This window comes from Nitrospira sp., assembly GCA_016873435.1.
In the GTDB taxonomy this organism is placed as follows: Bacteria; Nitrospirota; Nitrospiria; order Nitrospirales; family Nitrospiraceae; genus VGXF01.
In genome coordinates, this window is record VGXF01000007.1 from 69780 (window position 1) to 84150 (window position 14371).

Below are 14371 nucleotides of genomic sequence, written 5' to 3' on the forward strand. Positions count from 1 at the left end.
TAATCAAACGGACGACACAGACGGGGGAGCCGGAGCACGGCTCCCCCGTTTTTTTGTGCCTAGGGCATGTGGCGGAGTTGAAAAAGCGGTCACGATCAGGCATTCTGCGCGCATGATTTTCTCAAAACACATCGCATGGCTTGCGGTGTGCGCGGCACTCGTCGCGGCCCCAGCTTTCGCGTATGAAGTCGTCGAGGTCCAGTATGGCGGGACGATCACCGGCACGGTGACGCTCCAGGGCCAGCCAACGCCGACCTCGCAGGGCTTCAACCTCATCACCTTTCCCGACCCGGAATATTGCGGGCGGATTTCCAACGGCACCGGCTGGCGGCTGCTGTACGATTTCGCTATCGATCAGCGGGGCGGATTGAAAGATGTTGTGGTGACGGTGGAGGGGATCGAGAAGGGCCGGCCCTTCGACATGTCGGTGCCGCGCATCGAGGCGCAGGACTGCCAGTTTCAGCCCTTTGTCACGGTGGTCCGCAGCGGGCACGCGGTGGAGGTCGTGAACATGGACCCGGTCATGCACGACGTTCAGGCCTACGAGACGTCGCAACAGCTAGGTCCGCGTGTGCTGTTCAACTCGCCGCTGCCGATGAACGCCCATCACCAGCGAGGCAATCTGCACGCCACCCATAGGCACATGCCCGGTCCGTCGATGCTGGAGTCGGTCAGCCTCACGAAAAACCGCAATCTGTTCGTGATGCAGTGTGGTTTCCATGCCTACATGCTAAGTTGGGGGCTGGCGGTGTCCAACCCCTATTATGCGATTACAGACGGGGCGGGCTCCTACAAGATTGAGAATGTGCCGCCTGGCAGCTACCGGATCATGGCCTGGCATCCCTACGTCGGGACGATGTCGGAGGAGATCGTCGTTGTGAAACCGACGGGGGCGGCCACCGTCGATTTTTCCATGAAGGCGCCGGCCGGCCGCCGCACGGCGCATCAGGTGATGGATAACCCGCGCTTTGGATTTGAAGCACTTGGAAAATCCGTTCACATCGATCCGCTCGTTGAACTCCAGCACTAAACGTCTGCACCCAGTAAAGCGCTTTTGCCCAGTGGCAATTCGCATCGGGATCTGGCTGCTGTGCGCATTGTTGCCGTCCGGCATCCTCTCTGCTGGCGGGGACCCGTTGAAGGAAGCCCAAACGGCCTTCAAGGCCCAGCAGTACGAGAAAGCGCTCGCGGTAATCGAGACCATCAAGGCCGATGCTCCCGACGTCCGCCGGTGGAAGGCGCGCACGCTAGCCAAGCTCTTTCGCGGGACGGATGCGTTAGCCGAATATGATGCGCTGACGCGGTTGAGCAAGAAAGATGAACCGGCGCTGCTGCGCGAGGTAGCCCTCAGCTATATTGTCCCGATGCTCAAGGACATGCGGGTGCAGATGCGGGGTGCCGGGTATACGGCGCTTAAGGAAATCGAATCGGAGGAGACGGTACCCTATTTTGAAGGCGCCTTTACCGACGAATCGGGGCAGGTACGGGCGCTGGCGGTGGAGGGACTGGGCCAACTCGAAGCCGGGCGACGCTCACCGCGGCTCGAGGCCGCGCTGCACGATCAGGCGGCCTACGTGCGCAAATACGCGCTCAAGGCCTACGGCAAAACGGGCGATCGATCGAAGGCCGGCGTGGTCGAGCCGTTCCTCGAGGACAGCGAGCCAGTCGTGCGGGTGGCCGCTGCGGCTGCGCTGGCCACATTGAATCAGCCAACGGGATGGGAACGGTTGGCGGCTTCGGCCAAATCCGGTAATCCCGACGAGCGCAGCGCGGCGTTGCTTGCGTTGGCCTCGTTGAAACGCACCGCCTCCTTTCCGGAGTTTGAAGCCGCCGCTGGCGACAAGCAACCCTCGGTGCGCGCCGCGGTCATGACCGGATTGGGGGAGTTGGGGGAGAAGAAGGGGGTACCAATTCTGGTCAAGGCGCTGCATGATCCGATCCCCGCCGTCCGCGGTTCGGCGGTGCTCAGTTTGGGTAAACTGCATGCCACCGGCTTGACAAACGAGATCACCCGTTTGTTGTCCGACAAGAATCCTGGCGTACAGGCCGATGCCGTGGCGGTGCTGATGGAGTTCGGGGCGCCCTACGAGGCCGTGGCCGATACTGTCCGCGACGTGCTGCGCAACAAGGAGCCGAGCGTCCGGTCCCGGATCGCCAGGACTCTGTCCAAAGGGCAAGGGGCTTCGTTGAATCGCGCGGTCGAGGGTTTGCAGGAACTGCTACAGGATCCACTGCCGCTACCGCGCATGTCTGCATCCCGTGTACTGGGGCATATGAGCCTTCCCGATGGCATGGGGATGCTCAAAGAGGTGTTGCATGACCAGGATGAGGCGGTCCGGGCCACGGCCGCCGCGGCCCTGATTCGCGTGTTGGATGGGAAGGCGGGGCATGGAGAGGCCCCCTGAGTCTGTTCACGGCTTTCCGCTTGACACTTCCCCCCTAAATTTTTATATACTTCACCGTCTTCAAAACCGCGAAGGACCCACCAGCAGTACGGGCGAGTCCCCTCACACGGTTGCGAAACAGACTCGGAGGCCGAAACCGTTTTGCACGTTTGTCGGTTTGTTTGTTCATCACAAGGAGGCAGCGTTATGAAGAAGGGTCTGATGGTTATTGTGGCTGTGGCGGCCCTGGCGGTTCTCGCCATGCCCCTCACGTCGTTTGCCGGCGGCTCAGTCGCGGGCAAAGTGACGTTCGGCGGGAAGACTGAGTCGAAGGAGTTCTCCTTCGCGAAGTTCCCGAACCCGAAATTCTGCCCGAAGATTCCGAAAAAGGAACTTTCGCAGGGCGACAAGCGGTTGCTCGAGACGATCTCCGTGAACGGCGGCGGTCTGGCGGGCGCCGTGGTGGCGGTGGCCGACATTGACGACCAGGCGTTCATCGACGGCTTCAAGGGCACGGACGTTATCGCGGCGTTCTGTGAATTCCAGCCGTACACGGGCGTTGTGGTTCCGATGAAGAGCTTCCGTGTAGAGAACACGGACGCGGATCCGGATGACCCCAAGTCGGTCAAGGGCGTGCTGCACAATCCGCACTCCTTTGAAGTGATGGGGGCCAGCTCGTCAACGATCTTCAACATCGGTCTGGCCGAGAAGGGGTCCAAGCTGGACAAGCCGGCCGTGATGCGCAAGGCGAAGAACGGCTCGTTCTTCCGCCTGCAGTGCGACCAGCATGAGTTCATGCAGGCGTTCTTCCTGCCGGTGAGCAACCCGCACTTCGCGGTCACGGGCAAGGACGGGTCGTTTGAGATCAAGGATGTGCCGGCTGGTAAGCACAAGCTCGTGATCTGGCACCCCGGCGACGGCAAGGGGATGCGGACCGAGATCGAAGTGGATGTGACCGACGGCGGCAAGGCTTCGGTCAACCAGGAGCTGAAGAAGAAGTAAGACGGTCTTCGCGAACGCGAGGCGTTTGCAGCGGGCAGCGGCCGATGAGGCCGCTGCCCGCTGTGTTTTTGGGCCCGGTCCGCCTTTCTTGCCTTTGCGTTCGGCCTCTGGGTAAGATAAAGCAGTTGCTAGTCAAAATGCCCCGCGCCATCGAGGATCGACGTGCCACGGGAACTCTCACTGGCCGAAATTTTCCAGCTCGGCTACTACTGGGAAACGAAGATTCTGCTGACCGCGGTCAGGCTGGATCTGTTTTCCGCGATTGACGCCAAACCAAAAACCGCGGTCGAGGTCGCGCAACGGATCGGTGCGGACGCGCGGACGCTGGAGTTGCTGCTGAACGCGCTGGTGGCAATCGGTGTGCTGACGAAGAACGGCGATCGGTTTGCCAATACCGCCGTGGCGCAGACCCATCTTGTGAAGACCGCGGGGTCCTACATCGGCCACCTCTTGCTGCTGCACGACGCGGAATGGAACAACTGGGGAAGGCTGGAGGACGCGATCCGGACTGGACGGTCACCGGTCAAGAAACATGTGTTCGAAACTGACCCTGAACTGGGCGCCAGCGTACTCTCCGTCCTGCATCGGATCGGGGAGCAGAGCGGGCCGTCGCTGGCCAAACGATTGCAACTGGAGGAGGCGAAGACGCTGCTCGATCTGGGCGGCGGGGCCGGCACCAACGCCATCGCCTTTTGTACGGTCTATCCCAATTTGACAGCGACGGTCTTCGATCTGCCACAGACGCTTAGGGTGGCGGAGCGGACGGTCAAGCAGGCGGGCTTGGAAGGGCGAATTGCGTTAAAGGCAGGGAATTTCAATCAGGATGCGCTCGGCGGCCCGTATGACATCGTGCTGATGTCGGATATTCTGCACTATCAGGACGATGCAGCGAACGAGGCGATCGTCAAGAAAGTCCACGGCCATCTCATGTCCGGCGGTCGGCTAATCATCAAGGATCGGTTTCTCAATGTAACCGGTACCAGCCCGGCCTGGACGACGGCCTTCGCCGTCCACATTCTCGTGAACACGGAAGCAGGACGCTGCTATAAAACAGCGGACGCGATCCGATGGATGAGCCACGCGGGTTTCGGTGGCGTGACCGAATTGGAACCAACGGCGGTGGTGCAGGGCGTAAAAGCGTAAAACGTGATGCGTCTGCAAGATACGAGGAACGCATGGGCATGGCGGAATTTCTGAAGCAATCGGGCTTTTTCGGCACGCACGCCACGATGGGGGCGGACCTAAGCCAGCTCATGGCCACGCTCTTCACGGCGCTTTTTGTGGTCGGTTGGGTGAAGGCCAAGCACCGGCAAGGCAACGCACACCACTGGCTGATGCTGAGTGGCATGATCGCCATGCTGGCCTTCTTCACCAGTTATTACTTGTTTCGCTCGTTGGGCGTGCTGGCTTTTGAGGGCAAGGAGGGGTTCGGCGGCTCGCAGGCGTTGTACGATTATGTGTTTATTCCCGTCTTGACGCTACACATCTGCCTAGTGATCATCGGCATCGTCATGGCCGTCTACATGATCGTGCTGGGTTTTCGGGCTCAGACAATTGTCAACGGTCAGCGAACCCTTCGTAATGACACGTTGCAGACGTCATGGGGGAAGGTCGGGAAAATTTTCGGGGCCATCGCAGCGGTGCTGATCGGCCTGTTTCTCTCGCGGGTAATGACGGCTGGGTTCTCGCTCCGCAAGCTCCACGTCTATCTCGGCTTTCTCATCCTGATCGGGATTGTGTTCAGCATCGAGATGGCCATACAGCGCGTCTGGCCAAACGCTGAGCGGCGGCACCGGGCGCTGGGTACCTTCACAATGATCGTCTACTGCGTACTGTTCGTAACCGGCACCACCACGTACACGATGCTTTACATCCTGTTTCCGGGTAAAATTGGCTGACCGAATGTTGAAAATGGTTTCCAGCGTTGCTGGCGTGTCGCTCAAAGGCACACCGTACGGCAAAACGGTACGCCTCGCCTTCTCGCCCACTGCGGCCTCGCTGAGAGTCGAGCTTGAACATTCTGAGGGGGACGGGGACTAATGCTTACTTGCGGTTGCGGGCGCTGGATGCACACGCAAGGCGTCGAGGAACGTTCGAGCGGGTGGTTTGTGCGGTTCGAATGTTGTGGCTGTCATTGGATGGTCGGTACGGACGCGCCCGCTGTTGAGGCGGAGCAACTCGTGGACCGGCTCCTGTGGACCGACGAGGCCCGGCACGTGCTCGACCGCATGCCGCCCTATGTCGCGCCGGTCGTCCGACAAGAGGCCGAAGACTACGCGCGCTCGAAGCAGCAGCGTGTCATCACCTTCACGGTGCTAGCGCAGGCACGCAACGGCGGCACTGTGGACTGGGAGCCGGAAGCGGAGCAGCGGCTGGAACGTGTGCCGGGGCCGGTGCGGGCCATGGCGAAACAGGAGTTGGAGCGGACGGCGCTGGAGCGGGGCCAATCAAAAGTGGCGGTGGCGTTGATGGAAGAAGTAAAGGCCAAGTATTTCGGGATGGCGGCGAAGGGCTGAAATGCTGCACCGGATGGCGCTCAGAGTGTTGCCCTCCCTGTCGCTGGTCGTGACGGCAGATGCCGTGCGTGCGCGCAAGCGCTGGGTGATGTTCGTGCCCGGTATGGTGGCGTTTGCGATCTACCGCGCCGCGAAATATTTTTTACCGCTGGCCGATCCGCTCGTCCTGCTAGCCGTAAGCGGCGCTGTATCGGCGGCCACAGCGATCGGCTCCTATCTCGTCGGACGGCGTGCGGCAGTGGCGCAGGTGTGGCGTGAGGATGGCTTGCGGCGCTTGGTCTGGCTCACCGGCTGGATCGGGTTCGCTTATGGCGTGCAACTGTCCTTGATGGTACTGGCTCTCTTGAGGCTGCTGGCCAACTATGATTACCTCCAGCATCCGGACGGGCCCGCGATGATGGCGATCATCATTGCCTGTACGTCGGTCGCACGCGATGCCTTCGAGATCGGCCACGTGCGCCTGTTGCAGCGGCAGGGCGAGCCGGTCGTGACCTTCCCCGACGGCGCCAGTTTTCGTGACGCGATCGTGGCCCGTCCCAACATGCTGGCGACCTGGACGCTGCTGCCGGCTCTCGCCGGGGCCATGACGGCCGTCGGGCTCGGTGCGGTGCATGATCTGGCGGCAACAGGGCTCGCCCAGTTCGCTGTGGTCACGCTCTGTGCCGGCAGTCTGGCCGCGTGGGCCCATTTGATGGGGGAGCAACGGCCGGGCGGCTGGCGGGGCATGATGCACGCGGCCGGATGGACGGAGTTGTTTCGCTATTGGTGGTGGCCCGGACTGGCCTTTGCTGCGACCTATTATCTCTCATGGGCGGGCGTAGTCTGGTTTGTGGTGAAGGCCGACGTCACCGGTGGCCTGATTCGCGGATTGATTGCAGGTGCCGTAGCCGCCCAGATGGCGGGCTACTGCTATTCCCTCGGCCACCGACGGCAGGTTGAAAATCAACTACGCCAGATCGTGCCGCCATCCCTGTTGCGCTGTCCGTTTGTGATGAGTATTGTGTCGAAGCAGCCGACACTGGGACAGGGGGGGCCGCCTCCGGAAGCGATGGCCGCTGTTGCCGCACACTCGGCTGCGGCAGGAAAGCACAGTTCATGATACAGGATCGTGTGTCGCAATCGATTGTGTGGGTGGCGCTGGCGGTTGTGCTGGTGCTGCTCGCCGTTCCGTTCGGCGTCACGCGTGCGACCGATACGGGGGCCTCTTTCGAGACAGCAACTGACGTCTACTACAAGACGGCGGGTATTCCCGCCGGACCAGTGGCGCCGGCGGGTGATCCCTCGACCTATCCGCGTTACGGCTCGCTGGACAATCGCACGCTCACCTGGTTTGTCACCCAGCAGCACACTTACTTTGGCGGATTCGTGCTCGCGCTGCCAATCTTCTGCGTCATCCTAGAATTCGCCGGCCTCGTCACGCGCAACCGTGCAGCCGCGGTGCGCTATGATCAGACGGCGCGCGATTTTCTCCGCGTGGCCCTGCTGGCTCTGTCGCTGACGGCAGTGGTCGGCAGCCTGATGCTGGGACTCTTTATCTGGTTCTATCCGAGTTTCATGAAGTACATGGGTGGGACGTTCAGGACGATGATGCCGGTCTACGCGTTCATCTTCAACGCGGAGGCGCTCTGCCTGATTGCCTACTACTATACGTGGAACCGCATGACCAGCCCAGCCCTCAAGTGGTGCCATGCAGCGCTCGGCATTCTCTGTAACGTCTTTGGCGCGGTCTTGCTGTTTCTGGCCAACAGCTGGATCGCCTTTATGATGTCACCGGCAGGCGTGGATGCACAGGGGCGCTTTCTCGGCAACGTCTGGCACCTCATGCACACGGCGCTCTGGAATCCGCTGAACGTGCACCGGTTCTTGGCTGACATCATGTCGGGCGGAGCCGTGGTGCTGGCCTACGCGTCCTATCGGTTCCTGACGAGCAAGTCGGAGGACGAGCGTGCCTACTACGATTGGGTCGGGGCGGTGTTTTTGATCGTGACGGTGATTGCGCTACTGCCGATGCCCTTCGCGGGTTACTGGCTGATGAAGTCAGTGTATGCGTTCCGCCAGAGCATGGGCGTGACGATGATGGGCGGCCTGCTGACCTGGCTCTTTGTCGTGCAAGCGCTGCTGATCGGCGTGCTGTTCCTTGGCATCAATTATTATCTGTGGCAGAGCATGGGGCGGCTGCAAGGCGGCCATCGCTACGAACAGGCCTACAAATATCTCGTGCTGGGGCTCACCGGTTGCCTTTTCGTCTGGCTGACGCCGCACACGGTGATGATGACGGCCGGCGAGGTGAAGGCTATGGGGGGTGCGCAGCATCCGGTGGTCGGCAACTACGGCGTGATGTCGGCTAAGAACGGTGCGGTCAACGTGATGATCTGCCTGACCGCCCTGAGCTACATCTTCTATCGGCGTGCTAATCGGACGATCGTTGTGCCGTGGGCGCGCAAGGGGAATGTGGCGCTTTTTGTACTGTTCGGCGTGGGTATGGCGCATATCATCTGGCTGGCCGTGTACGGATTCTACGTACCGGCTAGCGTGCGTGTAGCGCTCTCGTCGCCGCAGGCGGTCACAACGCTGACGGTTGTGGTGGTCGGCCTGCTGATCAATCGCGCCATGCTTTGCGGGGCCGTCGTGCACGGCGGTGTCATATGGGGTAAGATGTCGGTACGCGGGATGGTCACGTTGTTTGGTCTTGCGGCCTCGTTTACCTGGGTCATGGGTTTGATGGGGTATATCCGGTCATCCGGCCGGCTCGCCTGGCACGTCAGTGAACTCATGCCGGACGCCTCGCCCTGGGCCTACACGCCGACGTTGGCATTTGCGGCCAAGATGGTGACGGTCAATATGATCGTGTTCTGGCTGGCGGCGCTGTTGCTGTTCTGGCTCAGCAGCCGCGATCAGCGGTCGCTGCCGGAAATGGATGTCGCGCCCGAGAAGCAGCCGCTCTTTACGTCGTCTTCGCAGGAGGCACAACCGTCATGACGCGCGCAACGGTTTCGGTGTTCACCCGTGCAGTATTTGCGCTCTGCCTGTGTGCCGCGCCGGCCTGGGTCCAGTCAGCGGGCAGTTCGCTGGTGCTGGACGATTACAGTGCCAAGGACGACAGTGGATTTCCGGTCAATTGGAAGGCTCAACGCCAGGAGGCGAAAGCCAAAACGCAGTATACGATTCACACCGAAAAAGGCTTGACGTTCTTGGCGGCCAAGAGCGCCGATCAGCGGGTGTACAAGCGGATCGCCTGGGATCCCAAGGCTATGCCGATCGTGACGTGGCGTTGGCGCGTGCGGCAGGCGCCGGCTGGAGCCGATCCGGTCGCCTCGGTGTTCGTGTCGCTGGATACGGATTTGATGGTGATCCCCGTCGCCACCAAATACGTGTGGAGCATGACCAAGGAGGTCGGCACGACGACGGAGGGCGGCCTCTTTGATGCTTCCGAGATCGTGTTGCAGAGGGGGACAAAAGAATTGGGTGAGTGGGTGGAGCAGCGCGTGAACGCCTACGAGGACTTTAAGCGGATCCATCGGCACGAACCGGCCACCCAAGCTTGGGGCATTTCGGTGCAGGGCGGGCCCGGCGTCGAAGTGGACTTCGGTCCCATCATCGTGTCAGCGCCCTGAGTCTGATGGAATTGACGCACGCAGAATCCCCGTCATCCGGGTTCCGCCAAACCATGGACATGGTCTTTGGGGCGGTGGTGATGGGGACGGTCGGGGTGTTGATCGGCTGGTTCATGGGCGACAGTGCCATTCCCGTAACCGGTTTGTTGGGCATTGTACTCGGCCTGGTGGTGGGATGGCTGGGCGGGCGGCGGTTTTTGGTCAGTATTCTGATCGGGACAATCCTGGGAGGGCTGCTGGCCTGGCTCCTGGCCGGGATCGAAAAAATTTCCTGGGGCGCCGGCGCGGGCGCGGCGATGGGCGGTTTTCTCGGTGTGCAGGTCTCCATGTTGCTGGACATGAGGGCGGAGCGGAAGCTGGCGGCCCCGCCGGCTGATCCCCAGCCGGAAGCAGGAAAGGAACTGTAGGCGCGTATGGAGAACAAAGGCGTCCTTATCGGGTCGATCATCTTTGTCTTCGCTTCGTTCGCCTTGATGATCGGGCTGTTGGTCCACGAGTCGTACAAGGTGAAGGAGCAGCGCAAGGTACTTGCGTCGATCAAGACGGAGCACAAGGCGGTGGCACCTGCCGCCGCGCGGGATTTCTCCATGTACAAGACCCTGGTGGGCGACGAGGGCCGCGAGATGGTCCAAATTCCTGAGGGACCCTTTACGATGGGCAGCTCAGAAGGCGATCCCGATGAGACGCCTGAACGGCAGGTCTATTTGAAAGGCTATTACATCGATAAAAAGGAAGTCACCCAGGCCGATTATGAACAGTTTTTGAAGATGGCCAAACGGGGCAAGCCGGGATTTCCGGTGTTCGAGGACGACCAGTCAAAAATTCTCAAGCCGGAACTGCCGGCCATCGGCGTGTCCTGGCAGGATGCGGAGGCCTATTGCAAATGGGCGGGCAAGCGCCTGCCGACGGAGGCGGAATGGGAAAAGGCCGGACGCGGCGAAGGCCGGCGGCGCTACGCCTGGGGCGATGAGTTTGCGCCGGGCTATGCCAACGTGGATGGCAAGGAGGACGGCTACCAATATCTGGCGCCCCCCGGTGCGCTGGAGGCAGGCCGTAGTCCCTATGGGGTTTACGACATGACGGGCAACGTGTCCGAGTGGGTGGCGGATTCGTATGACGAAGCCTACTATAAAAAGGCACCGTTTCGTGACCCACCGGGACCGGAGGATAAGGATCTGAAAGTCATCCGAGGCGGTTCGTGGCGGGAGACGGCGCACAACGCCAGGCTGTCGAAGCGGTTCCAGGCCAAAATGTGGCGGACGGACAGTACAATCGGCATCCGGTGCGCGCGCGATGCTGAGGAAGTCAAGCGCGGTCCGTCCCGGAAAACCTCCTGAGTCTCAACGGCCCCGTGGCCTTGCTGTTCCGACGGCCATGATTGAAACCCGATTCAAAATCGCGATGCTCGTGGCGGTGGCAATCTTCGCCAGTTTTCCGATCCTAGGAATTCTGCGTGGGACGCAGCTGCCTCCGATCGAGCCGGACCTTCCGGAAGCGCCGCTGGCGGATGTCCGCGTGTCCGGTGCCGATGACCTGCCGGTTGAGGAGACGATGGTGCCCATTCCCGCCGGTCCGTTCATGCGAGGGACGCTGGCCGGTGGCTTTGACGAACAGCCGATCAAAACGATTCACCTCGAGCCCTATACCATTGATAAATACGAAGTGACAAATCGTCAGTACGAGATGTTTGTCGCTGCGACCGGACATCGCAAGGCCGGCCCCCCGTCCCGCTATGCGAAGAATATGGCTCGCATGCGGGGTGTGAATCAGCCCGTGGTTTATGTCTCGTGGGACGATGCCGAGGCCTACTGCAAGTGGAAGGGCAAGCGTCTGCCGACCGAAGCGGAGTGGGAAAAGGCCATGCGCGGCACCGATAAGCGTCTCTGGCCATGGGGCAACGAGATCAATCCACTGGCCTCCAACTGGGCGGTGGCGAAGGATGGGTATGACGTGACGGCGCCGGTGGGATCGTTCACACGCGACATAAGTCCGTTCGGGGTGGCCGATGGCGCGGGCAATGTCATCGAATGGGTAGCAGATTGGTATGGGGAAAACGCCTACGATGATCCGGTTGATCGCGATCCCAAGGGGCCCGAGTTTGGTACCTATAAGGTTCTGCGAGGCGGTGGCTATACCACGTCCGGAACGGATGTGCGTGTCACCAGCCGAAACAAGATGGTGCCGGATTTTCGCGATGAAACGATCGGCTTCCGGTGTGCAGTTTCAGGCGGGCCTACAGAGGGGAAAATACGGCCGGCAAAGGGCCGGCAGCTCACAGAAAATCGAAATAGTACAGAATAAGAAAGACGGCCAAAATTATATTGACAACCATTCCAGCCAAAACTATAATATCGAAAGATTTTGATTTTTTTTGCATGAAAACACCCAAATTTTTGCGCGCGAACGGTGAAAGCTTTAACACAGGGCTGGAAAGTCTGTCAACTGACTGAGCAAAACGGTGTCACGGCTTAATCGGGCAGCTTTATAGGAGAACATAATGGAAGCGGCACAGAACGATGCGGCGGTCAAAGTCGGGAAGATGATTTTTTATATCACCTGCGCGGTGAGCCTGTGGTTCTTCTACTGGTTCTCCGGTATTCAGTGCCCGTGCTGATCGGATTTAATCTCTTTTCTGCCAAGGGAGTCACGCGATGATCGTCACTAATCCGCTGTTCTGGTTCGGGTTGCTCGGCCTCGGCGTGGTGCTGTTGTTCGTCGGCAAGAAATCGGACCTGCTGAACAACACGGCCTATGCCGTGGTGGTGTCTGTCTTGATTGTGCTATCGTACTTCCATATCGTGGACCATTTTCTAATGGACATGCAGGGACTGGATTACTGGTATCTCTTCAGAAAGTAATGTTGAAAATTTGCTCGAACATTGTCGGGTTGTGTAGGGAGGTACATCATGGGTCGTCATAATAGAAAGAAGATGCTGTCGATCGTGGCGCTCTGCGCGATGATTGGCTTCCTTCTTCTGCCGGTCGTCACATCGCTGAATGCCCTGGCGAGTGGAGGGGGCGAGGCGCCACCGGCTCCTGCCGCCAAGGCTGAGAGCGAGAAGAAGGACCAGGCCAAGGTCGAAAAGGGTCGCGACGTCTATTATAAGACGGAGGGGGTTGTGTCTGGCCCCCCGGCTCCGAAAACAACCGATGGCCCCAAGGACTACCCGCGCTATAATTTCGAGAGCCGGGTTCTTCTGTGGTTCGCCAACCAGCAGCACCTGTACTATGGTAGCTTTGTCCTCGCGGTGCCCATCTTCTGTATGATCATCGAATTCATGGGCGTCGTAACAAAGGATAAGGCGATGGCCAAGAAGTACGATCAGCTGGCCTACGACTTTGTTAAGATCAGCTTAACGGCGTATTCGTTGACGGCCATCCTGGGCGGTATCCTGATCTTCACCTTTCTGACACTGTATCCCGCGTTCTTCGGTTACCTGTCTAGCATCTTTCGTCCGGTCATGCACATCTATGCATTGATGTTCGTGGCGGAGAGCGGCACCCTCTACATCTATTATTACGGTTGGGACAAGATGAAGGAGGGGTTCCTGAAGTGGATTCACCTGAGCATGTCGGTCGTTCTCAATGTGATCGGCACCGTGCTCATGTTCCTGGCGAATTCGTGGATCGGCTTCATGATGTCGCCGGCCGGTGTGGATGAGCAGGGCCGGTTCCTGGGGAATATCTGGCATGTGATCCATACAGCCCTGTGGAACCCGCTGAACGTGCACCGCATCCTGGGCAATATGGCATTCGGCGGCGGCGTGGTGGCAGCCTATGCAGCCTACCGGTTCCTTTCCTCTAAGACTGATGAGGACCGCGCGCACTACGATTGGATGGGCTACATCGCGATGGCCATCGCGGTGGCGTTTCTGATTCCGCTGCCCTTCGCCGGGTACTGGCTGATGCGGGAGGTCTATGCCTACCGTCAGCAGATGGGCATCACGCTGATGGGCGGTCTGCTGGCGTGGCTCTTCATCATCCAGGCGACCATGATCGGCATCCTGTTCCTAAGCACCAACTACTACCTCTGGCAGGCGCTCGGGCGGATGCGCGGTGCGGAAAAGTATCAACGCTACATCAAGTATCTTGTGTTTGTTTTGGTCTGCGGCTTCCTGGTGTTCATCACCCCGCATACCATGGTCATGACGCCCGCCGAATTGAAGGCGATGGGTGGGCAGCAGCACCCGGTGCTGGGTAACTATGGGGTCATGTCGGCCAAGAACGGCGGCATCAACACGATCATCACGACGACCGTGTTGAGCTTCGTCTGGTACATGCGCGGCAACAAGGAACCGATGGTGTCCTGGAAGAAGTTCGGGAACATCTTCATGGGGGTGTTCTTCGGGTTCGCCTACGTAAACATCATCTGGCTGGCCGTCTATGGCTACTACATCCCGGCCAACGTTCGGGTGGGTCTGTCGGTGCCTCAAGTGGCAACGACCCTGTCCTGCCTCTTCTTCATGACCGCATTGAATGGTGTAATGCTGAAGGGCGCCAAGCAGATGGGGCCGATCGAGTGGGGCAAGATTTCGGCGCGTTCGCAATATGCGATCATCATGCTGGCGACGGCGTTTACATGGATGATGGGCCTGATGGGTTACATCCGGTCCTCGGTCCGCCTGTTCTGGCACGTCAATGAAATCATGCGCGATAACTCGCCATGGGCGTATACGCACACGGTCGGGTTTGCGGCCAACATGATTTCGTTCAACGTGATGTTCTTCTGGATCAGCATTCTCTTTGTGTTCTGGCTGGGCACGCTGGGTGCCAAGAAGGCGACGGTCGAAGCCAAGGTCCCGGCGGGTCGCGGGGTTGCCGCGCCTGCGGTCGGGCACTGAGTATTATTTGAGCG

The 14371-nt window shown here is 59.9% G+C and carries 14 protein-coding genes; all 14 read left to right on the forward strand.

Going from position 1 to position 14371, the window contains the following annotated elements; genetic code table 11:
• Positions 1–112: 112 nt before the first annotated feature.
• The 14 genes from FJ248_05890 to FJ248_05955 all read left to right on the forward strand — a co-directional run bounded on the left by FJ248_05890 (position 113) and on the right by FJ248_05955 (position 14357).
• Positions 113–1030, forward strand: coding sequence for a carboxypeptidase regulatory-like domain-containing protein (locus FJ248_05890; protein ID MBM4120415.1), 918 nt, complete (start codon positions 113–115; stop codon positions 1028–1030).
• Between the two features lie 31 nt (positions 1031–1061).
• Positions 1062–2405 carry a HEAT repeat domain-containing protein gene (locus FJ248_05895; GenBank protein ID MBM4120416.1) on the forward strand — a complete coding sequence of 448 codons (1344 nt, stop codon included), beginning with the start codon at positions 1062–1064 and terminating at the stop codon, positions 2403–2405.
• Positions 2406–2591: 186 nt separating this feature from the next.
• Positions 2592–3386, forward strand: a complete 795-nt coding sequence (locus tag FJ248_05900) for a carboxypeptidase-like regulatory domain-containing protein (protein MBM4120417.1) — start codon at positions 2592–2594, stop codon at positions 3384–3386.
• A gap of 162 nt (positions 3387–3548) precedes the next feature.
• Entirely contained in the window at positions 3549–4529 is a 981-nt protein-coding gene (locus FJ248_05905) for a methyltransferase (GenBank protein MBM4120418.1), read from the forward strand.
• Positions 4454–5284 (forward strand): DUF420 domain-containing protein, encoded by an 831-nt coding sequence (locus tag FJ248_05910; GenBank protein ID MBM4120419.1) that lies wholly within the window; start codon positions 4454–4456, stop codon positions 5282–5284. The genes FJ248_05905 and FJ248_05910 overlap by 76 nt, the downstream gene beginning before the upstream one ends.
• 141 nt (positions 5285–5425) lie before the next feature.
• Positions 5426–5902 carry a hypothetical protein gene (locus FJ248_05915; protein MBM4120420.1) on the forward strand — a complete coding sequence of 159 codons (477 nt, stop codon included), beginning with the start codon at positions 5426–5428 and terminating at the stop codon, positions 5900–5902.
• A gap of 1 nt (position 5903) precedes the next feature.
• A complete protein-coding gene (locus FJ248_05920) occupies positions 5904–7001 on the forward strand; it encodes a hypothetical protein (protein ID MBM4120421.1) in 1098 nt (365 codons plus the stop codon).
• Positions 6998–8881, forward strand: a complete 1884-nt coding sequence (locus tag FJ248_05925) for a hypothetical protein (GenBank protein ID MBM4120422.1) — start codon at positions 6998–7000, stop codon at positions 8879–8881. Before FJ248_05920 ends, FJ248_05925 begins: the two co-directional genes overlap by 4 nt.
• Positions 8878–9516, forward strand: a complete 639-nt coding sequence (locus FJ248_05930; protein ID MBM4120423.1) for a DUF3047 domain-containing protein — start codon at positions 8878–8880, stop codon at positions 9514–9516. The genes FJ248_05925 and FJ248_05930 overlap by 4 nt, the downstream gene beginning before the upstream one ends.
• Before the next feature lie 5 nt (positions 9517–9521).
• On the forward strand, positions 9522–9923 hold the full coding sequence (locus FJ248_05935; GenBank protein MBM4120424.1) for a hypothetical protein: 402 nt from the start codon (positions 9522–9524) through the stop codon (positions 9921–9923).
• Between the two features lie 6 nt (positions 9924–9929).
• Positions 9930–10853 carry a formylglycine-generating enzyme family protein gene (locus FJ248_05940; GenBank protein MBM4120425.1) on the forward strand — a complete coding sequence of 308 codons (924 nt, stop codon included), beginning with the start codon at positions 9930–9932 and terminating at the stop codon, positions 10851–10853.
• Positions 10810–11817, forward strand: coding sequence for a formylglycine-generating enzyme family protein (locus tag FJ248_05945; GenBank protein ID MBM4120426.1), 1008 nt, complete (start codon positions 10810–10812; stop codon positions 11815–11817). Before FJ248_05940 ends, FJ248_05945 begins: the two co-directional genes overlap by 44 nt.
• A gap of 350 nt (positions 11818–12167) precedes the next feature.
• Complete coding sequence (locus FJ248_05950; protein ID MBM4120427.1) at positions 12168–12374, forward strand: hypothetical protein; 207 nt, start codon at positions 12168–12170, stop codon at positions 12372–12374.
• 48 nt (positions 12375–12422) lie between these two features.
• Entirely contained in the window at positions 12423–14357 is a 1935-nt protein-coding gene (locus FJ248_05955; protein ID MBM4120428.1) for a cytochrome ubiquinol oxidase subunit I, read from the forward strand.
• Positions 14358–14371: the final 14 nt, after the last annotated feature.

Bases quoted from the DNA above. Each gene is read 5' to 3' on its own strand.
- FJ248_05925 (MBM4120422.1), top strand. From the start codon at position 6,998: ATGATACAGGATCGTGTGTCGCAATCGATTGTGTGGGTGGCGCTGGCG.
- FJ248_05910 (MBM4120419.1), top strand. From the start codon at position 4,454: ATGGATGAGCCACGCGGGTTTCGGTGGCGTGACCGAATTGGAACCAAC.
- FJ248_05920 (MBM4120421.1), top strand. From the start codon at position 5,904: ATGCTGCACCGGATGGCGCTCAGAGTGTTGCCCTCCCTGTCGCTGGTC.
- FJ248_05930 (MBM4120423.1), top strand. From the start codon at position 8,878: ATGACGCGCGCAACGGTTTCGGTGTTCACCCGTGCAGTATTTGCGCTC.
- FJ248_05900 (MBM4120417.1), top strand. From the start codon at position 2,592: ATGAAGAAGGGTCTGATGGTTATTGTGGCTGTGGCGGCCCTGGCGGTT.
- FJ248_05890 (MBM4120415.1), top strand. From the start codon at position 113: ATGATTTTCTCAAAACACATCGCATGGCTTGCGGTGTGCGCGGCACTC.
- FJ248_05940 (MBM4120425.1), top strand. From the start codon at position 9,930: ATGGAGAACAAAGGCGTCCTTATCGGGTCGATCATCTTTGTCTTCGCT.
- FJ248_05935 (MBM4120424.1), top strand. From the start codon at position 9,522: ATGGAATTGACGCACGCAGAATCCCCGTCATCCGGGTTCCGCCAAACC.
- FJ248_05950 (MBM4120427.1), top strand. From the start codon at position 12,168: ATGATCGTCACTAATCCGCTGTTCTGGTTCGGGTTGCTCGGCCTCGGC.
- FJ248_05955 (MBM4120428.1), top strand. From the start codon at position 12,423: ATGGGTCGTCATAATAGAAAGAAGATGCTGTCGATCGTGGCGCTCTGC.
- FJ248_05945 (MBM4120426.1), top strand. From the start codon at position 10,810: ATGCTGAGGAAGTCAAGCGCGGTCCGTCCCGGAAAACCTCCTGAGTCT.
- FJ248_05915 (MBM4120420.1), top strand. From the start codon at position 5,426: ATGCTTACTTGCGGTTGCGGGCGCTGGATGCACACGCAAGGCGTCGAG.